Source organism: Chryseobacterium cheonjiense (genome assembly GCF_012927265.1).
GTDB classification, from domain to species: Bacteria; Bacteroidota; Bacteroidia; order Flavobacteriales; family Weeksellaceae; genus Chryseobacterium; species Chryseobacterium cheonjiense.
In genome coordinates this window covers 1607462-1626415 of record NZ_JABBGF010000001.1, presented here as the reverse complement: position 1 = coordinate 1626415, position 18954 = coordinate 1607462, and the positions used below count along the sequence as shown (strand labels likewise).

Below are 18954 nucleotides of genomic sequence, written 5' to 3'. Positions count from 1 at the left end.
TGAAATTGGTGTTTGATTTTTAAAAAGATTACCCCTTTAAAATATTAATAAAGAGGTAATCATGGAAAAAGAATTATGAATTATTACGTCTGCCTCCAAATCCAGATCTGCCCGAACCTGAAGATCTTCCGCCACCGTGAGAGGCCTGTCCGCCCATACGAGCAATTCTCGTACGTTCTGCCTTACTCATTGAAGCAAAACCTCTTCTTGATGATCCGTTGCCAGAACCTGAATTGGAACCTCGACCTGAACCGCTATTATTTCCTGATCTTGAGCCGCCTCTGCCGCTACCGGATCCCGATCCTGATCTTCCTGAATTTGAGCCGGAACCTGAACCAGATCCTGAAGATCTTCCGCCACCGTTTCTGCTTCCTCTTGGTCTTCCAGGATTATCATGTCTGTGATCATAATTGTCACTATTTGAATTTGATGAATTTGAAGATCTGCCTCTTCCTCCTGATCCTGAGCCAGACCTACCCGACCCGCCGGAATTTCTGCCTCTTCCAGAACTTGATCCTGAACCAGAACCAGAACCACGTCCTGATCCTCCACGGGAACCGCCTCTTCCGCCTCCGGAAGTAAATCTTCCCTGGCTGTCTCTCTGCTGGTTTCCGTTTCCTGATCTTCCTCTGCCTCTGCCTCTATTATCGTCGTCATCATCATCGTAGTCGTCATCGTCATAATCTTCATCATCGTAATCTTCATCATAATCATCATCGTCGTAATCTTCGTCTTCATCATCATAATCTTCGTCAAAGTAATCTTCATACTCCGAGAAATCATCATCGTATTCTTCGTCCTGGGACGCATCGTTATAACCGTGGTCATACCCTAATTGATAAATTTCTTCGAGATTGCTTGATGAATCGGAGTTTCCTCTACGATTTCTTGAATTTCTAGTGTTCATAACTGAATTTTTTTTATTAATATTAAGTGATGGTATTGCCGGCCGTGACTAGTATTAGACAGCAATGGGTTTTTGGTTAATTTGCATGAACATAAAAGCTAAAGAGCTTTATACGTACCTCGTCTGGGAGGTTTTAGGAAATATGGATGAATTAATTAACTCAAATGTACGTTAGAATAATTCACAATTTTATGACTCAAGTCATGTTAAAAGGGATTAATATAAAATTTTCCGCTCTTTTATTTTAAGTTTACCCTGATGTTCCATTTTTTTCAGGGTTCTGATCACTGTTTCTACGCGGAGTCCCGTAAGATTGGCAATCTGCTGTCGGGTAAGCTCAACAGCAAAGCTGTGAGCACAATCTCCTTCGTGGTAACTTTTCAGGTAGTTCAGTAATCCTTCGAGACGGACAATAGGATTTTGTGAAGACATGCTCTGCAGCATAATGGCTTTAAAATATAAGCGCTGTGACAGGCATGCGTTCATTTCAAGCGATATTTCCGGATTGTTTTTGAGAAGCTCAATAAATCTGTTTTTTGGCAGTTTTATGATTTCAGTGTCGGAAAGACATATGGCATTCATTACATAAAATTTTTCCACGAAAATCATAGCATCACCGAAGCTTTGTTTTTCACCGATGATGTTGTGAATGAATTCTTTGCCTTCCTCGTTATAACTGTTCAGTTTTATTTTTCCTTTTACGATCTGATAATAAAACGTCGCATGGTCTCCTTCTCTGTAAATGACATCGTGTTGTTTGTAAAGTTTTATTTCGCCTCCGTATGAGTAAAGAATATCGGGTTCAATATTCATGCAGCTGATCGTTTTCATTTTTTACAGTTATTTTTTTAAGGAAAATATCGTAAAAAATTGATAACAAAACAAGTTTAATACAAAATTTTACGGTCTTTAATTTTTACAATTTTATCTCTTTCCATCATTTTTATGGTCCTGATTGCAGTTTCTACACAAAGACCGGTAAGGCTTGCCATCTGCTGCCTTGTAAGGGGAATTCTGAAAGAGTACGGTGACTGTTCCTTCTGGAAGCTTTTCAGATAATCCATAAGTACTTTGAGCTTTGCCATCGGATTCTGCGATGAAAGGTTCTGCGACATAATCAGCTTAAAATAAAGCTTCTGAGAAATTGTTTTATTCATATTAAAAGAAATCTCAGGATACAGCTTTATAAGATCTAAAAAAATGCTTTTAGGAAGCCTCAATACAGAACATTTTGTAATGGCTACGGCGCTTATGGGATATACTTTATCCAGAAAAAGCAATGATTCTCCTATACTCTGCCCTTCTTCCAGAAGTGTTTGTATGATTTCTTTACCGTCATCCGTGTAATTATTGAGTTTTGCTTCACCCGATGCGATTTGGTAATAATATTTGGGTATATCGCCTTCATTAAAAATAATCTCGGAAGGCTGGTAATGTCTTGTGATAGCTCCTACTGAATGCAGAATTTCTTCTCTAATAACCATATTAGGCGTTTTTAAATGAGTTAAATAATAGCATTCCTAGTAATATAATTGGTAAGTTTATTTTTACGGATGCAGATTGCTCCTTGTTGATACTTATATATTAATTGTGTATTAAATCATGTATTCCCATTGAAATAAACAAAAAACATTAAATATATTGGATTCATAATAAAAAATTCCCGCTAACTAATAAACGGGTATGTTTTTTATCAGAGGTATAGGAAAGATCAACTATATGCAGTTGACTTTAAGATATCATTTAAAATGACGTGCGATTAATAAAGATCTGCTTTGTAGTACTGCAGAATGCAATGTGTTGCAATAAGGCAATTTCATAATATTTATATTTGGTGTTGTGATCAACAAATATAATTCATATGAAAATAAAAATGTATGATCCTGATCATACGACCAGGATTCTCAATAATGGTTGGCGAAAATAACAGTTATATAGTTATTTACTGTCAGGAACAAAATTTTTCCTTGCAAGTTCCTTGCGTACCCGGCTAAGACTTTCGGGTGTGATCCCAAGATAGGAAGCAATCATCCATTGAGGAACTCTCATCAGAAGATCCGGATACATTTTAATAAATTTCATATACCGTTCTTCTGCGGTCTCACCCAGTAAAGAATTGATTCTGTCCTGCAGACTTTTTATATGTTTCTGAAGAAGAATATCGCTTTTCTCAAGACTGTTCGGAAATTCACCGATAAGCTTATTGATAAAGTCAGGATGAAGGAGAAGCACTTCCGAATCTTCAACCGCTTCAATATAGTAAACGGATTTTTCGTTGAAATATAAGCTGCTGCGGTCTGAGATCAGCCAGCTTTCCGGAGCAAACTGTATAATGTGTTCTTTACCGTTTTTGTCGATAGAATACATTTTAAGCAGTCCTTTTTCGACAAAATAAATATACCTGCAGATCTCACCATACTGAAGAAGAAACTGATTTTTCGGTATTTTCTTTACTTCGTAGTGCAGGCTGCAGAGATTTACCTTTTCTAAAGGAACATCCAGAACCTTGGATAAATAATTATTAATATTCTTCATTATACAATTTGGTCTGCTGATATATGTTGATGTGAAGCGCTATTAACCACTTTTCCGTTTTCAATCACCAGTAATTGGGGACTTTCATGCCTTATATCAAGATCCGATGCAATTTTGTTTGATATTGACCTGTGGGCCAGCAAATCTAAAAAATATAATTCCGGTTTGTGGCCTGAACTTTCGATTTCTTTTTCAAAATTTTTCAGAACTGTTTTGCTGATAAAGCAGCTTGTGGAATGTTTGAATATGGCAATCTTTCCGCTAAAGGAACTTTCGATTGCTTTTGTAAGATCTTCTTCAGATTCTATGTATTTCCAGATTTGATTCTTTTCAGAACCCTGTTCTTTTTCTCCGAATATTTTGTCAAAAAAACTCATACGTTAAATTGTTTTAGATGATGATGAAGATGCTTGTATTCCAGAAATCCCCAGTCTTTTTCTTTCATTGTACCAAAAAGGACGTGATGGTCTGGAAGATTATTATTTTCAAAACAGATTCTGTATTCATCAAGCGTTTTTAAAAGATTTTCTTTCTCTTCTTCAAAATCACAATCAAAATTAATAATAAGTTTTTGAAAAGTAGGCATGTTTCTGGGAATTCCGTTATTAAAGATCTGAATCTCCCATTTGGTTACTCTTCCTATCATCGCAAAAAGCCGGTTAATTTCCGGAAGTTCTATTTTTTGAAGGGGGACCTGCAGCACATAATTACAATGTCTCATCATCTGGCATACATCCATTTTTCCCCAGATAGCCACAGAATTTTGGTTCAGCCGACGGATTCTTTGTGTAATTTCATCAAAATGCGCAGGATTATGAAGACTTTTTTTCACCAGCCTTTATCTTTCTTCAGGTTTTCGATATGAGCAAAATGATGATTGCAGTGCCACACATATAAGGCAAGACAATGTCTGAGATCATAGTTTTTATTATGCTCGGGATGATGGAAGGTTCTTTCAAACTGCTTATTGGTCATGCTTTTCAATAATGCTGTCCACCTCTGGTGTGTGCCTTTAATCATTCTCATGGCAGGTTTAACCGGCATATTCTGGCTGTCCTGAAGTTCTGCCCATTTTGCTTCATCATAAGGTTTAATCGTAGGATTGTCTTCCGTAAGAGCAAGTTTGAAGCGGATAAAACTGTTAATATGACTGTCTGCAATATGATTGACCAGCTGTCGTACGGTCCAGCCGCCTTCCCTGTATTGGGTGTCAAGTTGGTCATCTGAGAAATCTTCAATCAGGCTTTTTAATCTTCCCGGAAAATCTTTGATGACTTTTATATACTCATCGAGTTTTATGTCACAGATATTTTCGGGTTCTTCAAAGACTCCTATCGGAAACCTTTTTTGTTGTATATCGTTCATTTTTCTTTTTATTAATAATTTACATATAATTCTAATGGAACCGGATTGTATGGATTTATAAAAATGTCTATTTGTCCGATAAATCTGGTTTGGATAATTATTTGATATTAGTTTTTGTAAATTTATCAAAAATTCGAGAATTCTAAATATGAAAAAAGCGTTAATAGTCGTAGATGTACAGAATGATTTTTGTGAAGGCGGCGCACTGGCGGTTCCGGGAGCTAATGAGGTAATTCCGTACATCAATGCCCTGATGGAAGAAAATGAGTATGACCAGATTGTTTTGACTCAGGACTGGCATCCTGCCAATCATAAAAGTTTCGCCAGCAACAATGGCAGAAAGGTTGGCGAAAGTATTATTTTAAACGGTGTTCCTCAGTTTATGTGGCCGGATCACTGTATTCAGGGTACTTTCGGTGCAGAATTTCACAAAGATCTCAACAGAGATAAGGTAACCCATATTATCCAAAAAGGTAAAAATGTTGAAATCGACAGTTATAGCGGCTTCCAGGATAATAATCATTTCATGAAAACGGGACTGGATGATTTTTTAAAATATCACGATATTCAACTGTTGGAAATTGTAGGTCTTGCAATGGATTATTGTGTGAAATTTACCTGTATTGATGCTGTAAACAGCGGATACGTTACCTGTCTTCATTTTAACGGCACAAGAGCTGTTAATGTAAAGCCTGATAACGGAAGAGATGCTATTTACGACATGATTCAGAAGGGAGTTACTGTTCTCGGATAAATAATTATTGATTAATCTAAATACGCATAAAAAAAACCGAAGCTAAGGCTTCGGTTTTTTATTTTACAAACTCATTACTTTGGCTGTTTAGCCTGAAGTTCAGCTTCTTTAGCTTTCATTTCGTTAGCTTTAGCCGTATTTTTAGTTGTATTGTAGATATCTCTCATAGTCTGAACGGCAGTAATGTCATTAGGCATTGCCTGCAGCCATTTTTCTCCATATGGTACCGCTTTATTGAATCTTTCTTTTCTGGCTTCAATAAGTTTGGTAGCATCGTCCGGTTTTGTTTTTCTCAGTGCATTGATCTCATTTACTGCTTTTTCATCGTCTCCGATTACGGTATAAACAAGATTCTGATATGCATTAGCAAAATCAGGTTTTAGTTCAATTGCTTTCTGGAAAGAAGCAATAGCCTCATTCACCGTTTCAGGATTTTTTGACTGAAGAACTCCTAGGTTGTACCAGTTGGTAGCATCATTAGGATTTTTAGCAAGCTGCTCCTTAAGATTCTGCAAAAATTTATCAGTTTTTCCGGATGCATACAATGCTGTTCCCTGATATTCCTTTAATTTAGCGTTATTAGGAAATTTAGCAAGTCCTTTTTCAATGATTGTTAATGCTTCGTCATTTTTTTTGTCGTTGAGCAAAAGAGTAGCTAAAGTTTCATAAAGGTCAGTTTCAACACTCTTTGTCTGTTCAGTTTTAAAATCTGAATAGTCTTTAGAGGCAGTCTTCTTTAATAATTCCCATGTATTTTTGTCATAGCTGGAAACCTGTCCTGTCTTATTATCTTTTGCAGTATACGTTGTTTCAACACCGGTGTACCCCGAGTTAATGAGATCCGTATATATTTTTGTAGCCTGAGGAATATCATTTGCCAGAGCATAATTAAGACCTGCATAATACATATATACTTTATTGTCCTGCCCATTCGTTTTAAGTAAGTTATAAACTTCTATAAACTTAGGAGCTGCCACAGCATAGTTTTTTGCATTATACGCATCCATTGCTGCTTTGTTAGCTTCTTGTAGCTGAGCGTTCGCGTCACCTTTCTGTCCGAAAACAAAAGCTGAGGCTACGATAGCCATCCCTAAAATTAGCTTTTTCATAATCACTATTTATATTAATTATACAATTTTATTCTTCCGAATCAGAATTCTCATGGTCTTCAGCAGTATTATCTGTCTGCGGAGTTTCTGTGTCGTTTTCGTGGTTATCAGCTACAGTTCCTTCTATTTCTTCATTCTCTTCAGAATCTTCTACTTCTTTATCCATTGCCACTTTTGCAATAGCAGCAATTTCATCATTTTTCTTAAGGTTGATCAATCGTACACCCTGTGTATTTCTTCCCATTACTCTCATTTCATCCATTCCCATTCTGATGGCAACTCCGGACTTGTTGATGATCATTAGCCCGTCTTCATCCGTTACATTTTGGATAGCAATCAGGTTTCCTGTTTTCTCTGTAATGTTCAGGGTAATAACACCTTTTCCACCCCTGTTGGTAATTCTGTAGTCTTCCACCGCAGTTCTTTTTCCGTATCCTTTTTCAGATACTACGAGAACGGTTTCTTTTTCTACATCATTTACTACAATCATTCCGATTACTTCATCATCATCTTCCATGGCAATTCCGCGTACCCCGATAGATCCTCTTCCTACCTCTCTTACTTTTTCTTCCGGGAAACGGATACATTTACCATTTTTCGTGGCAATCATGATCTGGGAAGTACCGTTTGTTAAATAAGCACCCAACAATTGGTCATTATCCCTGATTTCGATAGCATTTACTCCATTTACTCTCGGTCTTGAATATGCTTCCAGAGATGTTTTTTTAATTGTACCGTTTTTGGTAACCATTACTACACTCATCTGGTTTACATATTCAGAATCTTTAAGGTTATTGGTTCTGATGTATGCTTTGATTTTATCATCCGGTTCGATGTTAATCAAATTCTGAACCGCTCTTCCTTTTGCTGTCCTGGATCCTTCAGGAATTTCAAATACTCTCAGCCAGTAGCATCTTCCTTTTTCTGTAAAGAACAGCATGTACTGGTGATTGGTTGCAGATACGATATATTCAAGGAAGTCGGAATCTCTGGTGGTTGCGGCTTTGTTGCCTACTCCTCCTCTGCTCTGGATTTTGTATTCCGAAAGTGAAGTTCTCTTGATATATCCGGCGTGAGAAATGGTAAGTACCACAGATTCGTTCGGGATAATATCTTCAATAGACATTTCACCTCCTGAATAGTCGATTTCCGTTCTTCTTTCGTCGCCGTATTTTTCTTTTACCTCTATTAATTCATCTTTAATAATCTGGAATCTTCTAGGTTCATTCGCTAAAATATCTTCAAGATCTGCAATTTCTTTCATAATGGCATCGTACTCATCACGGATTTTGTCGAGCTCCATTCCTGTAAGGCGGGCAAGACGTAAATCAAGGATGGCCTGAGCCTGGATCTCAGAAAGCTCAAATGCTTCAATTAATCCTTCTTTTGCGCCCTGCGGATTTGCAGAGTGACGGATGATGGAAATGGCTTTATCTAATGAATCCTGCGTTCCGATTACCTTCATGAAACCTTCCAAAATATGAGCTCTTTCTTTTGCTTTTCTAAGCTCAAATTGGGTTCTTCTAACGATAACCTCGTGACGGTGCTCCACAAAATGGTGGATAATGTTTTTCAGGTTTAATTGTTCCGGTCTTCCATGTACCAAAGCAATATTATTAACACTGAAAGATGTCTGAAGCGAAGTATATTTATATAATAGATTTAAAACGACATTCGGAATCGCATCATTTTTAAGCTCGTATACAATACGAAGACCTCTTCTGTCCGATTCGTCCCTGATTTCATAGATTCCCGGAATCTTTTCTTCTTTTACGAGCTCTGCCGTTCTGGCAATCATTTCAGCTTTATTTACCTGATAAGGAACTTCATTTACAATAATGGCATTTCTGTTCCCAATTTCTTCAAAAGCAACCTTGGCTCGAAGAACTACTCTTCCTCTTCCTGTATGGAAAGCATCTCTTACACCATCATATCCGTAGATGATACCTCCTGTAGGAAAATCCGGAGCAATAATATGCTGCATCAATTCATCAATAGTAATTTCCCGGTTGTCAATATAAGCACAGATGGCATCTACAGATTCCGATAAGTTGTGCGGTGCCATATTGGTGGCCATCCCCACTGCAATACCGGAAGTTCCGTTTACTAAAAGGTTAGGAATTTTTGAAGGTAAAACTGTAGGCTCCTGTAAGCTGTCGTCAAAGTTATTCTGGAAATCTACCGTTTCTTTGTCCAGGTCTGAAAGTACTTCATCAGAAATCTTTTTTAATCTTGCCTCGGTGTAACGCATTGCTGCCGGCGGATCTCCGTCCATAGAACCGAAGTTACCCTGGCCGTCTACCTGAGGATAACGTAGGCTCCAGTCCTGAGCCATTCTTACCATTGCATCGTATACAGAAGAATCTCCGTGAGGGTGGTATTTACCTAAAACGTCTCCAACAATTCTAGCAGATTTCAAATATTTTCTATTAGAAAAAACCCCTAATCCATACATACCGTAAAGTACTCTCCTATGAACGGGTTTTAAGCCGTCTCTTACATCAGGTAACGCCCTTGAAACAATAACAGACATCGAATAATCGATATAAGACGACTTCATTTCATCAACAATGTTGATGGGAATCAGTCTTTCTCCTTCTTTTTGCATAAACAAATTTTATTATAATGACAGTCAGACCCTTAGCTGTATGTCTGAAAATTATTTTTTTTGAATTTTTATTAACGGGCTAATTTACGAAAAATTTGCCGATTTTTGCTGTAGAATTTTACTCAAAATATTAAAAAAATCATAAAATATGAGTGTATTAAGCATAACTTTCCACTGTACGAAAAACAATCTGGAAGAATGGGAAAATTATATCGACGAAACATTGGTACTCATGACTGAAAACTTAATGGACGTTAATAAATACATCCTTTCTGAAGTGCATAGTGATTATATTGATGAAGGAAAGAATTACAATCTTTTGTTGGTTTTTGACAGTGATCAACTGCGGGAAGATTTTGTACAGAGTGAGCTGAAGAATATTGCAGAACGTGTAGAAGCAAAATTCGGAACGGAAGTGATGATTTTTAATACTCTTTTAAATCCTAAGAAAACAAGACTGTAAATATATAATAAAGCCCGGAAAATTTCCGGGCTTCTTTCTATCTTCTGTGCGGTGGTTCCGGAGGCCTTGGCGGAGCCGGAGGTCTTGGCAGACATGATGAAACCGCAGCAAACAGAGCCAGCGCCAATAACATTTTGGATAAATTTTTCATAAAAACGGTATTTGTGATTGATGTATAACTTACAAGCCGGATGCCAAATTATTTTGAAGATCTGTCTCTACTTTCGTGTACTGCAATTAAAATCAACTTTAATTTTAAATATAAAAGCAAAAGCACCGGAAAATCCGATGCTTATTATTTTTTTTCAATTTTCACCTGTGACGTCCATGTCCTCTGTGATGCCCATGACCGTGACCCGGCCCTCTTTTTTCATAAATATAGACTTTCTTTGCTTGTCCCGGAGGCATCCCCCTTCTTCCGTGATGTTCATGAACAATACATGAAGTCATCATCATCATAACTGCTGTAATCCCAACAATTTTAATCAATCCTTTCATTTTTTTCACTTTTCAAATTCCTGATTGAAGCAACAATGTTGGTGCCAAAGGCAATTTTTAAGCTGTACAGATGATATTTAAATTTGAATTAATAAAACTGATGATTAATGATATTTGCGTTTATATTTTCTTTTTATTCTTGTATAATGAGTCTGTTTACTTTGTTCATCTTCAGATATTACACTGATATTTCCGTCTACTTCAAGAACAGATAATTTTACATTTTTTATTCCGTTTACGCCATGTTCCCTTACCGCCTCATCAAGCTCATCCCTGCTGATTTTTACTTTATCTAAGGCTTCTTGTTCTACTTTTCCGTCTTTTATTAAAATAACAGGATCGTCTTCGAGAAAACTGCTGAATTTTTTGTTCGAAAACATTAATCTTTTAACAATAAAATTGGCAATAAAAAGAACGAGTGCTGCTATAAGACCTCCCTGCAGTGAGGTATTCTCGCCAACCATGGCATTCTGAACCGCGTTGGAAATAAGTAACAGCAGAACAACATCTCCTGCATTGAGCTGTGAAAGCTGATTTTTGCCAAAAAGACGAATGGCAATTACCATGAAAAGATAGACACAAAGTGACCGTACAACGACATCTAAAATAGGATTCACTATAGTTTTAATTAGATATCAAATGTATTAATTTTTGAAATAAAATTCCTGTGAGTTTTGCTTAATGATAAAATAAAAAAACCGCTGTAAAGCGGCTTGACTGTTAAGGACATTGTGCGATTGGCACCGTACTGCAGACTGTTTTGTTTAATCTTTCGCAGTAAACACAGTACTCTCTTGGCTTTCCGCCATATACTGATTTAAGCTCTGTCTTTGTTAGTTTCTTTAAATTTTTCATATCGTTTTAATTTTGTTGGTTCAATATATAACGAATATTACTCTTAATTATTACAGTTTTTTATTTAAATTTTTCATGATTTACATTTTTAGACCGTAAATATTTAATTAAAATGCCTTGCTTTAAACTCTTCAAATTCAGAGTAATCGTAATCGGGACATGCACCATATTTTGAAGTGATGAATGCACCCAGAGAAACGGCATTTTTCAGGATCTCTTCCGGTGTTTCATTAAAAATTCTTTTCGCAATAAATCCTGAAAGAAAGGCATCCCCGCTTCCTACTGTATCAGCAACTGTAATCGGAACAGCCGGGAGCGTATAGCTTTTGTAGCCAACAAAATATCTTGCTCCTTCACTGCCTTTGGTTAAGACAATTTCGTCAACAGCAAAATGTCTCTGAATTGCTTTCACAGCGTCTTCTTCCGTTGAGTATTGTTCTTCCGTAAGTTCCAGAATCTGTTGCAGTTCAGATTTATTTATTTTAACGACATCCGCTTTATGCAGAAGCGTTTTAATTAATTCTCCATCAATAAATGGCGGCCTTAAATTAACGTCAAAAATCTTAAGCTTTGCATGATCAAGAAGCTTCAGTAATGTATTTCTTGTCGTTTCGTTTCTTGAAGAAAGACTTCCGAATACAAAAGCTTCGGCATTCGAAACCAATTCATTATATTCAGGAAAATATTGAATATGATCCCATGCTACATCGTTGATGATTTCGTAGGTTGCTTCGTTATGTTCGTCTATTTTCGCGATTACCGTACTGGTGGGATGATTTTCGTCGACCTGGATCAGCTGTGTAGAAATCCCCCAATTGCGGATTTGCTCACGTAGTTTCTTGCCAAGATCATCATTTCCTGTTTTACTGAGCACCTGTACGTCAACACGCGTTTTGTGGACATTATAAGCCACATTAAATGGCGCTCCACCTGCTTTGGAACCTTCCGGAAAGATATCCCACAATACCTCTCCGAAACACAATATATAAGGTTTTTTATCTGTCATCATTATTTTTTATTACTCTACAGAACTGCGCTCAATAAATTCTGCCTTAAAGGTTACTCTTCTGCCTTCTTTTGCATAGCTGTTAATCTGGTTGTCCAGCAACTTTACGGATTCCCGGGCCAGTTCTTCCAACGGCTGCCTTACAAAGCTTACTTCTGTTGGAAAAAGATAATAGGCTTCCGTCTCGTCAAAAGCAACAAGGGAAACATTTTCCGGAACTTTAATATTATTATCGATAAGGTACCGTAACCCCGCAATTCCCAGTTTATTGCTTGAAAAATAAATAGCTGTTTTTTTTGAAAGGTCAAGATTATCCCTGAGCTGTTGGTGAACTTCCTCCGTAATGTGATGAATTCCTGTTAAAATCCGTTTGATAGAGGTTCCGGATTTTTCGGCTCTTTTATCAAAGCCATCCTGTCGGTCAAGAAGATGTGGAAGTTCGGTATCGTATCCCACATATATTAGTTCATCAAAATTTTTTAAAAGCAAATGATTGCAGATCTGTTCAGAAATTTCAAAATTATTGATCATAACACCAGGAAGATCTATATTTTTCAGGTATCTGTCAATCGTTACAATAGGATATTCTTCTCTTATCAGCTTGTTGATTGCGTCATCAGAATCTACCACAGGAGCTACAATCATTCCGTCTACCTGCTGTTCTGAAAATAGTTCGGTAAGCTTTGCAAATTTTTCAGGATTTTCATCGCAGCTGCCAATCAGAAGCGTATATCCGAGTTTCATGGCTTCATCTTCAATACTGCGCGCAATATTAGAATAAAAGTCGTTGGAAATATCTGCTACGATAAGGCCGATCAGTTTGCTTTTGCTCATTTTAAGACTTTTCGCAATCTTATTGGGCGTATAATTGATGCTTTGTGCAACTTCCAGTATTTTTTTCTGGGTAGCTTCGCTGATCCGGCTTCCTTCTTTTTTGTTAAGGACATATGATACCGTAGCTACGGAAACTCCTGCAATTCTCGCGATATCTTTTATAGAAGCTCGTTTCATTATTGTTGGCTTTATGGCAAAAATATTCTATAATAGAGATAAAATGCAATAGCTTTATTTTTTGGTCGTTTGAAAAATAATTGTAGTTTCGCGGTTTTTTAAACGATAATTAATAAGCAATACAAACTTCTGATTAATAATAATTTAACAAATAGTTTAAATTGTATTTGGTGTTTTTTCTTAAATGTCAGTTTAATATTGTCTGTTGTAACGGCTATTTTGGTTTAACGTTTATTCTTAAAACATAATCAAAATCTGAATTAATTCAAACGGTTAGGGTATTTATACCTAAAACACGGATCAAGATGGATTCTATAAGCCATAACCTATTTTCATATTGCCCTTTTACGCATAATTTCTTACATTAGCTTTACAAATTATGATATATGATAGACAAGATAAACATTAGGGTGTATGCCTGTGCAGTAAAGGATAAAAAAGTTTTGACTTTATTTGAAGAATATGCAGGTGAACCTTTAATGAAATTTCCGGGTGGCGGGCTTGAGTTTGGGGAAGGATTATTAGATTGCCTGCACCGTGAATTTGATGAGGAGCTGAACGTAAAAATTGAAATAGTAGAACATTTTTACACGCAGGAAAACTTCCTGGTTTCGCGGTTCAGAGAGAATGAGCAGTTGTTTACCGTTTACTATATTGTGAATATCATCAATGAAGAAGATTTTCTTATTTTGGATCCGTGCATTGAAAAAACAGAATGGATCGATATCGAAAGAGCCGACAATCCTTTTGTGCTCCCCATTGATAAAATTGTTTTTGACAAACTGAAAGAAAAATTCCTGTAAATCTTTTTTTACAGGAATTTTTTATATTGATTATTATTTGTAGACTTTAAAATTGGCTGCTCCGGGATAAGGCTGCAAATAGCCCGAATTCCAGTTCGATTGAAGCAGTGATTCGAGATACTCATCGGTTCTGTTGGCGTGGGGATCATATTTATCTTTAAGGTCGATATCTGCCATTTTACCTTTTACATTCCACCAGAATGCGCTCCATCCTCCTCTCAGTTCTTTTATAATTTCATAGACGTTTTTGCCGGTAGCCCTGTTCATAAGCTTTGCAAAAACCTGTCCTTCCGTTGTTGTAAGATCCCTGAGCTGCTTTTCATACTGGTCGGCAAGGATATTCTGCCGGTCTTTGATGTATTTTCTTTTTGCTTTACTGTCGAGATTATTCATTTCGCCCTGAATATCCCTGTACTGCTGCAGTGCGGTTAAAAATAAAGGATAAACCCGGTATAATTTTTTATTAAGAAAATAATAATAATTTCTGTCTAACTGATTATTAAAACGAGGCTTATTGAGCAAAATAAGCTCATCCATCACTACTACCGTTTCGCCATTGATCTCGTAAATCTTTGCCTTCTGCCTTTCATCATAAAAATATTTATTTCCAAATTCGTCTACCTTTAAAAGTTCTTGAGGATATTGGCTTAACGGCTTTGCAATAACAGAGTCTTTCTGTCCAAAAACACTCACGCTAAAAATTAAAAGATAAAGACAAATAATCTTGCTAAATTTCATTATTTTTACACCTATTAGAAAAAAATTAAAACGCAAAAATCATTCCTTTTTTATGAAATTTGATAAGAAATCTCTGAAATTTTTAGAAAAATATTTAAACACCTCTTCTCCCACCGGTTATGAGCATGAAGGACAGAAAGTATGGATGGATTATATCAAACCGTATGTTGATAAAATCGAGGTGGATCATTACGGTACCTGTTACGGTATTATCAATCCTGAAGCAGAATTTAAAGTAGTCATAGAAGCCCATGCTGATGAAATTTCCTGGTATGTAAATTATATTACCGATGACGGACTTATTTATGTGATCCGTAACGGAGGTTCAGATCAGACCATTGCTCCTTCCAAAGTCGTACACATTCACGGAGAAAACGGAATTGTAAAAGGAGTTTTCGGGTGGCCGGCTATTCATACAAGAACCAACCAGAATGAACCGACACCGAAAATTGAAAATATATTCATCGATTGTGGAGCCACTTCCAAAAAGGAAGTGGAAGAAATGGGAATTTATGTAGGTTGTATGATTACCTATCCAGATGAGTTCTTCGAAATGAATGACCGTTATTTTGTATGCAGGGCTTTAGACAACAGAATCGGCGGATTTATGATTGCTGAAGTGGCGCGACTTTTAAAGGAAAATAAAAAAACGCTTCCTTTTGGTTTATATATTACCAATTCTGTACAGGAAGAAGTAGGCCTTTATGGTGCTGATATGATTGCTGACACTATAAAGCCTAATATTGCCATTGTGACAGATGTTACCCACGACACCACCACCCCGATGATTGAAAAGAAAAAGGAGGGTGACCAAAAGTGCGGTGCGGGCCCGGTAGTATTTTTTGCACCAAGCGTTCATCATACGATCCGTGAACTGATCATTGAAACGGCAAAAACAAAGCAAATTCCTTATCAGAGGGCGGCAGCAAGCAGAATGACAGGTACCGATACGGATGCCTTTGCCCATTCCAACGGCGGAGTTCCGAGTGCTTTGATTTCATTGCCTTTACGTTATATGCATACGACGGTAGAGATGGTTTCCAAAGAAGATGTAGGAAATGTTATCAGTCTTATCTATGAAACGCTCCTCAAGATTCAGCCGGAAATGAAACTGAAATATCATTAAAAAGTTGAAAATTTAAAATTATCTATTCATTTAAAATAATTATTCAGTGAAATAAATCCAACTGCATAAAAAACACAAATACTTACATGGAAAAAAATAATCAAATAAGTGGCAGTGATGTCTACTTGAATTTTGTTGATGAATTAAAGGTTGAAAACAACTCGGCTTTTATGCAGCTCTATCAATACTACTTCCCTACTGTAAAAAAAATGGTACTTTCCCATAAAGGAAGTTTGGATGATGCCAAAGATGTCTTTCAGGATGTTATGATTGTATTTTTAGAAAAGTTGAGGCAGGAAAATTTCATCCTTTCCGCATCTATAAAAACATACATCTATGCAGTCACTAAAAATTTAGTATTGAAGACTAAAAAAACTGACGGTCAACGTACCTCTCTAGATTATATTCTGAGTACCGATTTTCTTTTGGAAATTGATGATACCGTAGAAGAAGAAATATCGAAGGTTGAAAAACTGGAAGAATATATTGACCAGATAAGTTTGCACTGTCAAAAGTTCATTCATGATGTATATCTTAAAAATAAAACGATTTCTCAAATTCAGAAAGAATACGGATATACTACAAAACACAATGCACAAAATCAAAAATACAAGTGTATTGAGCAGATTAAATCTCTGATTAAAAAAAATAATGGTAATTTTTCATATTGAAAATCAATAATTTACATAAATTATTAAAAAAAATCACTCCTCACAGGGTGATTTTTTTTCTATTCTGGTATTAATATACAGAGATTGCTATGAATATAATCTCAATTAAATAAAATTATACAGTATGAAAAACAAATCAATTTTGGTAGGTGTACTTACATTAGGTGCAATGGTTACAGGAACCACTACAACTTTCGCAACAGTAAAAACTACAACAGCTACAAGTATTGAAGCAGCCTGCGGAAACAAAAAAGCAGACAGCAAAACCAAAGAGGCTACTTGTGGAGACAAAAAAGCTGACGCCAAAACAAAAGAAGGAAAATGCGGCGAAGGAAAATGTGGTGACAAAAAAATGAAAAAAGAAGCTAAAGCAAAAGCAAAAGCAGAAAAAAAGGCTGCTAAATAATTTTTCATTAAAAAATCGGTATCTGCAATGATACCGGTTTTTTTTAATTCATTAATATGGTAGGAATCGGTTATCGAAAAGAATTTTCCAAAGAATTTTTATCAGGAGAAATTTTAAAACCCGGGTTTGTAGAAGTTGCTCCCGAAAACTGGATTGGTATTGGAGGATACTGGAAACAGGAACTTAATAAGGTGTTGGAAAAATACCCTTTGTATTGCCACGGCTTATCTTTATCCATCGGTAGTCCGGAAGGTATTGATGTTTCATTTGTAAAAAAGGTAAAACAATTCCTGGAAGAAACTCAGGCTGTTTTGTATTCAGAACATTTAACATTTTCAAAGGTTGACAATGCCCACTTGTATGATCTTTTGCCTATACCGTTTACGCAGGATGCCATTGATCGTGTGACAGAAAACATCGTGCAGGTTCAGGATATATTAGGAAGACGGTTAATTCTTGAAAACGGAAGCTATTACACTGTTTTGGAGGCAGAAATGACAGAGGCTGATTTTATTAATGAAATTGTAAGAAAAGCAGACTGTGAAATGCTACTGGATGTAAATAATGTGTATGTAAATGCTTTTAACCATCATTATGATGCCAAAGATTTTATACAAAAAATGCCTTTGAATAAGGTGAAATATATTCACATGGCGGGACATTACCAGGTAAACCCACAGTTAATAATTGACACCCATGGCGCCGAAATCATTGATCCTGTGTATGATCTCTTTGATTTTACCATGCAGCAATTGCAGCGGGACGTACCGGTATTGCTGGAGCGTGATTTTAATATTCCTGAGCTGTCAGAACTTCAGAATGAAATTGAAAACCTGCAGCGAATTAAAAAAAGTGCATTAAAACCACTCAATTATGCAACTGATACCCAATAAAACTTTTGCTTTACAGACAGATTTGGGTTTGTATTGCAGAACAGGAAGAGACCAGCCTGAAACAAGTATTCAGGAGCATACTTTTCATTACAGGAGATTGGTTTACAATATTATAAAAGATACCATGAAAACAGCTTTTCCTATTGCCCGAAAGCTTATCGGTAAAAAACGGTGGAAAAAATCTGTTGCTTATTTTTTTGAAAATCACAAATGCGAAACACCACAAATCTGGAAGCTACCTTCGGAGTTTTGCGAATTTTATGAAAAAAATCCTTTCCCTTTTAAAAAAGAATTTCCTTTTCTCAAAGAACTATTGCAATATGAATGGCTGGAAATTGATGTTTTTATGATGGAAGACCTGCCGGTAGAGAAATTTAAAACAACGCGTTTATCCAAAAAAGATATTTTGATACCTAATCCCGAAATCAGAATATTGCCTTTGCAGTACCCTGTACACATTAAAAAGATTAAACAAATTACTCAGGAAGATAAAGAACAGTATTTTGTATCTATCCACAGGGATTATTATACAAAACAGGTTAAATTCAATGATTTATCTTTTGCATTAGTAGAAATGCTGATCAGAATAAACGAAGAGGAAACAAGCATTTTTGATCTTGAAAATCTCTTTTCTAAATATGAGAATGATACCGGGAAAACTGAAAAAGTAATTGATACATTTATTGATTTTGCTTTACGGAACAATCTCATTCTTGGATTTAAAAACAATTAAAAAAACATTATGATAGAAAAATATTACCAGGCAGCAGGTAAATTAAGTGATTTGCCTTTATTATTAATCCGGCTAATTTTAGCCTATGGCTTTTATAATCCGGCCATGATGAAACTTCGAGATATCAATTCTATTGCAGATTGGTTCAGCAGTATCAATATCCCTTTTCCGCTTGTCAATGCTTACCTTGCTGCCGGAACAGAGATTTCAGGTGTTGTTCTTCTTACACTGGGGCTGTTTACACGGATAATTTCTATTCCGTTAATGGTTACCATGGTTGTTGCAATCGTTACCGTACACTGGGGAAATGGTTTCGAAGCCGGCGATAATGGCTTTGAAATTCCTCTCTATTATTTGATTTTGTTATTTACCCTTATCGTTTACGGGTCAGGAAGAATAAGTTTAGACCATATTCTGTTCAGAAAAAATAAATAATTACTTTACGGGTCAGAATCTTTTGATTAAAATATGAA

The 18954-nt window shown here is 36.2% G+C and carries 24 protein-coding genes; 9 read left to right on the top strand and 15 right to left on the bottom strand.

The window, feature by feature from the left end:
* Positions 1–73: 73 nt before the first annotated feature.
* The 7 genes from HHL20_RS07310 to HHL20_RS07280 all read right to left on the bottom strand — a co-directional run bounded on the left by HHL20_RS07310 (position 74) and on the right by HHL20_RS07280 (position 4807).
* Positions 74–907 (bottom strand): KGG domain-containing protein, encoded by an 834-nt coding sequence (locus HHL20_RS07310; RefSeq protein WP_169230496.1) that lies wholly within the window; start codon positions 905–907, stop codon positions 74–76.
* Positions 908–1123: 216 nt separating this feature from the next.
* A complete protein-coding gene (locus HHL20_RS07305; RefSeq protein WP_228463125.1) occupies positions 1124–1738 on the bottom strand; it encodes a Crp/Fnr family transcriptional regulator in 615 nt (204 codons plus the stop codon).
* A gap of 56 nt (positions 1739–1794) precedes the next feature.
* Positions 1795–2391: a Crp/Fnr family transcriptional regulator gene (locus HHL20_RS07300; RefSeq protein ID WP_169230495.1), complete on the bottom strand. Its 597-nt coding sequence runs from the start codon at positions 2389–2391 to the stop codon at positions 1795–1797.
* A 454-nt stretch (positions 2392–2845) separates the two neighbouring features.
* Positions 2846–3442: a Crp/Fnr family transcriptional regulator gene (locus tag HHL20_RS07295; RefSeq protein ID WP_072882874.1), complete on the bottom strand. Its 597-nt coding sequence runs from the start codon at positions 3440–3442 to the stop codon at positions 2846–2848.
* Positions 3442–3819 carry a bacillithiol system redox-active protein YtxJ gene (gene ytxJ / locus HHL20_RS07290; protein WP_169230494.1) on the bottom strand — a complete coding sequence of 126 codons (378 nt, stop codon included), beginning with the start codon at positions 3817–3819 and terminating at the stop codon, positions 3442–3444. Before ytxJ ends, HHL20_RS07295 begins: the two co-directional genes overlap by 1 nt.
* On the bottom strand, positions 3816–4274 hold the full coding sequence (locus tag HHL20_RS07285; protein ID WP_317165967.1) for a DUF1569 domain-containing protein: 459 nt from the start codon (positions 4272–4274) through the stop codon (positions 3816–3818). The genes ytxJ and HHL20_RS07285 overlap by 4 nt, the downstream gene beginning before the upstream one ends.
* Positions 4271–4807: a YfiT family bacillithiol transferase gene (locus HHL20_RS07280; protein WP_169230493.1), complete on the bottom strand. Its 537-nt coding sequence runs from the start codon at positions 4805–4807 to the stop codon at positions 4271–4273. The genes HHL20_RS07285 and HHL20_RS07280 overlap by 4 nt, the downstream gene beginning before the upstream one ends.
* A 148-nt stretch (positions 4808–4955) precedes the next feature.
* Between HHL20_RS07280 and pncA the strand changes: the two genes are divergently transcribed.
* A complete protein-coding gene (gene pncA, locus HHL20_RS07275; RefSeq protein WP_169230492.1) occupies positions 4956–5561 on the top strand; it encodes a bifunctional nicotinamidase/pyrazinamidase in 606 nt (201 codons plus the stop codon).
* Positions 5562–5635: 74 nt separating this feature from the next.
* Here the strand turns inward: pncA and HHL20_RS07270 are convergent, their stop codons facing one another.
* Together HHL20_RS07270 and gyrA are read right to left on the bottom strand one after the other, a co-directional pair.
* Complete coding sequence (locus HHL20_RS07270; RefSeq protein ID WP_169230491.1) at positions 5636–6670, bottom strand: tetratricopeptide repeat protein; 1035 nt, start codon at positions 6668–6670, stop codon at positions 5636–5638.
* Positions 6671–6698: 28 nt separating this feature from the next.
* Positions 6699–9278, bottom strand: a complete 2580-nt coding sequence (gyrA, locus tag HHL20_RS07265) for a DNA gyrase subunit A (RefSeq protein ID WP_169230490.1) — start codon at positions 9276–9278, stop codon at positions 6699–6701.
* Between the two features lie 148 nt (positions 9279–9426).
* On the opposite strand from gyrA, the gene HHL20_RS07260 reads away from it, so the two are divergent.
* Entirely contained in the window at positions 9427–9741 is a 315-nt protein-coding gene (locus HHL20_RS07260) for a DUF4286 family protein (protein ID WP_169230489.1), read from the top strand.
* 312 nt (positions 9742–10053) lie between these two features.
* Here HHL20_RS07260 and HHL20_RS07255 read toward each other — a convergent pair whose 3' ends face one another.
* The 5 genes from HHL20_RS07255 to HHL20_RS07240 all read right to left on the bottom strand — a co-directional run bounded on the left by HHL20_RS07255 (position 10054) and on the right by HHL20_RS07240 (position 13111).
* A complete protein-coding gene (locus HHL20_RS07255) occupies positions 10054–10239 on the bottom strand; it encodes a hypothetical protein (protein WP_169229172.1) in 186 nt (61 codons plus the stop codon).
* Between the two features lie 104 nt (positions 10240–10343).
* Positions 10344–10856 carry a DUF421 domain-containing protein gene (locus HHL20_RS07250; protein ID WP_169230488.1) on the bottom strand — a complete coding sequence of 171 codons (513 nt, stop codon included), beginning with the start codon at positions 10854–10856 and terminating at the stop codon, positions 10344–10346.
* Between the two features lie 103 nt (positions 10857–10959).
* Complete coding sequence (locus HHL20_RS19785) at positions 10960–11094, bottom strand: bacteriocin-like protein (RefSeq protein WP_449386644.1); 135 nt, start codon at positions 11092–11094, stop codon at positions 10960–10962.
* A gap of 103 nt (positions 11095–11197) precedes the next feature.
* Positions 11198–12103, bottom strand: a complete 906-nt coding sequence (locus HHL20_RS07245) for a carbohydrate kinase family protein (protein ID WP_228463123.1) — start codon at positions 12101–12103, stop codon at positions 11198–11200.
* Positions 12104–12112: 9 nt separating this feature from the next.
* Complete coding sequence (locus tag HHL20_RS07240) at positions 12113–13111, bottom strand: LacI family DNA-binding transcriptional regulator (protein ID WP_169230487.1); 999 nt, start codon at positions 13109–13111, stop codon at positions 12113–12115.
* A 386-nt stretch (positions 13112–13497) separates the two neighbouring features.
* On the opposite strand from HHL20_RS07240, the gene HHL20_RS07235 reads away from it, so the two are divergent.
* Positions 13498–13914: an NUDIX domain-containing protein gene (locus tag HHL20_RS07235; protein ID WP_169230486.1), complete on the top strand. Its 417-nt coding sequence runs from the start codon at positions 13498–13500 to the stop codon at positions 13912–13914.
* Between the two features lie 33 nt (positions 13915–13947).
* Here HHL20_RS07235 and HHL20_RS07230 read toward each other — a convergent pair whose 3' ends face one another.
* Positions 13948–14652 (bottom strand): DUF4294 domain-containing protein, encoded by a 705-nt coding sequence (locus HHL20_RS07230; RefSeq protein WP_169230485.1) that lies wholly within the window; start codon positions 14650–14652, stop codon positions 13948–13950.
* A gap of 52 nt (positions 14653–14704) precedes the next feature.
* On the opposite strand from HHL20_RS07230, the gene chrP reads away from it, so the two are divergent.
* The 6 genes from chrP to HHL20_RS07200 all read left to right on the top strand — a co-directional run bounded on the left by chrP (position 14705) and on the right by HHL20_RS07200 (position 18916).
* Positions 14705–15778 carry a chryseobasin maturation metalloprotease ChrP gene (gene chrP / locus HHL20_RS07225; RefSeq protein ID WP_169230484.1) on the top strand — a complete coding sequence of 358 codons (1074 nt, stop codon included), beginning with the start codon at positions 14705–14707 and terminating at the stop codon, positions 15776–15778.
* Between the two features lie 86 nt (positions 15779–15864).
* The gene (locus HHL20_RS07220; RefSeq protein WP_169230483.1) at positions 15865–16449 is read left to right on the top strand and encodes an RNA polymerase sigma factor; all 585 of its coding nucleotides are present in this window, start codon (positions 15865–15867) and stop codon (positions 16447–16449) included.
* 124 nt (positions 16450–16573) lie between these two features.
* The gene (locus HHL20_RS07215) at positions 16574–16855 is read left to right on the top strand and encodes an HvfA family oxazolone/thioamide-modified RiPP metallophore (RefSeq protein ID WP_169229171.1); all 282 of its coding nucleotides are present in this window, start codon (positions 16574–16576) and stop codon (positions 16853–16855) included.
* Positions 16856–16911: 56 nt separating this feature from the next.
* Positions 16912–17748: an HvfB family MNIO-type RiPP peptide maturase gene (locus tag HHL20_RS07210; RefSeq protein WP_169230482.1), complete on the top strand. Its 837-nt coding sequence runs from the start codon at positions 16912–16914 to the stop codon at positions 17746–17748.
* A complete protein-coding gene (locus HHL20_RS07205; protein WP_169230481.1) occupies positions 17729–18481 on the top strand; it encodes an HvfC/BufC N-terminal domain-containing protein in 753 nt (250 codons plus the stop codon). The genes HHL20_RS07210 and HHL20_RS07205 overlap by 20 nt, the downstream gene beginning before the upstream one ends.
* Positions 18482–18490: 9 nt before the next feature.
* A complete protein-coding gene (locus HHL20_RS07200; RefSeq protein ID WP_169230480.1) occupies positions 18491–18916 on the top strand; it encodes an HvfX family Cu-binding RiPP maturation protein in 426 nt (141 codons plus the stop codon).
* Positions 18917–18954 lie beyond the last annotated feature (38 nt).

Bases quoted from the DNA above. Each gene is read 5' to 3' on its own strand.
- HHL20_RS07310 (WP_169230496.1), bottom strand. From the start codon at position 907: ATGAACACTAGAAATTCAAGAAATCGTAGAGGAAACTCCGATTCATCA.
- HHL20_RS07305 (WP_228463125.1), bottom strand. From the start codon at position 1,738: ATGAAAACGATCAGCTGCATGAATATTGAACCCGATATTCTTTACTCA.
- HHL20_RS07300 (WP_169230495.1), bottom strand. From the start codon at position 2,391: ATGGTTATTAGAGAAGAAATTCTGCATTCAGTAGGAGCTATCACAAGA.
- HHL20_RS07295 (WP_072882874.1), bottom strand. From the start codon at position 3,442: ATGAAGAATATTAATAATTATTTATCCAAGGTTCTGGATGTTCCTTTA.
- ytxJ (WP_169230494.1), bottom strand. From the start codon at position 3,819: ATGAGTTTTTTTGACAAAATATTCGGAGAAAAAGAACAGGGTTCTGAA.
- HHL20_RS07280 (WP_169230493.1), bottom strand. From the start codon at position 4,807: ATGAACGATATACAACAAAAAAGGTTTCCGATAGGAGTCTTTGAAGAA.
- pncA (WP_169230492.1), top strand. From the start codon at position 4,956: ATGAAAAAAGCGTTAATAGTCGTAGATGTACAGAATGATTTTTGTGAA.
- HHL20_RS07270 (WP_169230491.1), bottom strand. From the start codon at position 6,670: ATGAAAAAGCTAATTTTAGGGATGGCTATCGTAGCCTCAGCTTTTGTT.
- gyrA (WP_169230490.1), bottom strand. From the start codon at position 9,278: ATGCAAAAAGAAGGAGAAAGACTGATTCCCATCAACATTGTTGATGAA.
- HHL20_RS07260 (WP_169230489.1), top strand. From the start codon at position 9,427: ATGAGTGTATTAAGCATAACTTTCCACTGTACGAAAAACAATCTGGAA.
- HHL20_RS07255 (WP_169229172.1), bottom strand. From the start codon at position 10,239: ATGAAAGGATTGATTAAAATTGTTGGGATTACAGCAGTTATGATGATG.
- HHL20_RS19785 (WP_449386644.1), bottom strand. From the start codon at position 11,094: ATGAAAAATTTAAAGAAACTAACAAAGACAGAGCTTAAATCAGTATAT.
- HHL20_RS07245 (WP_228463123.1), bottom strand. From the start codon at position 12,103: ATGATGACAGATAAAAAACCTTATATATTGTGTTTCGGAGAGGTATTG.
- HHL20_RS07240 (WP_169230487.1), bottom strand. From the start codon at position 13,111: ATGAAACGAGCTTCTATAAAAGATATCGCGAGAATTGCAGGAGTTTCC.
- HHL20_RS07235 (WP_169230486.1), top strand. From the start codon at position 13,498: ATGATAGACAAGATAAACATTAGGGTGTATGCCTGTGCAGTAAAGGAT.
- HHL20_RS07230 (WP_169230485.1), bottom strand. From the start codon at position 14,652: ATGAAATTTAGCAAGATTATTTGTCTTTATCTTTTAATTTTTAGCGTG.
- chrP (WP_169230484.1), top strand. From the start codon at position 14,705: ATGAAATTTGATAAGAAATCTCTGAAATTTTTAGAAAAATATTTAAAC.
- HHL20_RS07220 (WP_169230483.1), top strand. From the start codon at position 15,865: ATGGAAAAAAATAATCAAATAAGTGGCAGTGATGTCTACTTGAATTTT.
- HHL20_RS07215 (WP_169229171.1), top strand. From the start codon at position 16,574: ATGAAAAACAAATCAATTTTGGTAGGTGTACTTACATTAGGTGCAATG.
- HHL20_RS07210 (WP_169230482.1), top strand. From the start codon at position 16,912: ATGGTAGGAATCGGTTATCGAAAAGAATTTTCCAAAGAATTTTTATCA.
- HHL20_RS07205 (WP_169230481.1), top strand. From the start codon at position 17,729: ATGCAACTGATACCCAATAAAACTTTTGCTTTACAGACAGATTTGGGT.
- HHL20_RS07200 (WP_169230480.1), top strand. From the start codon at position 18,491: ATGATAGAAAAATATTACCAGGCAGCAGGTAAATTAAGTGATTTGCCT.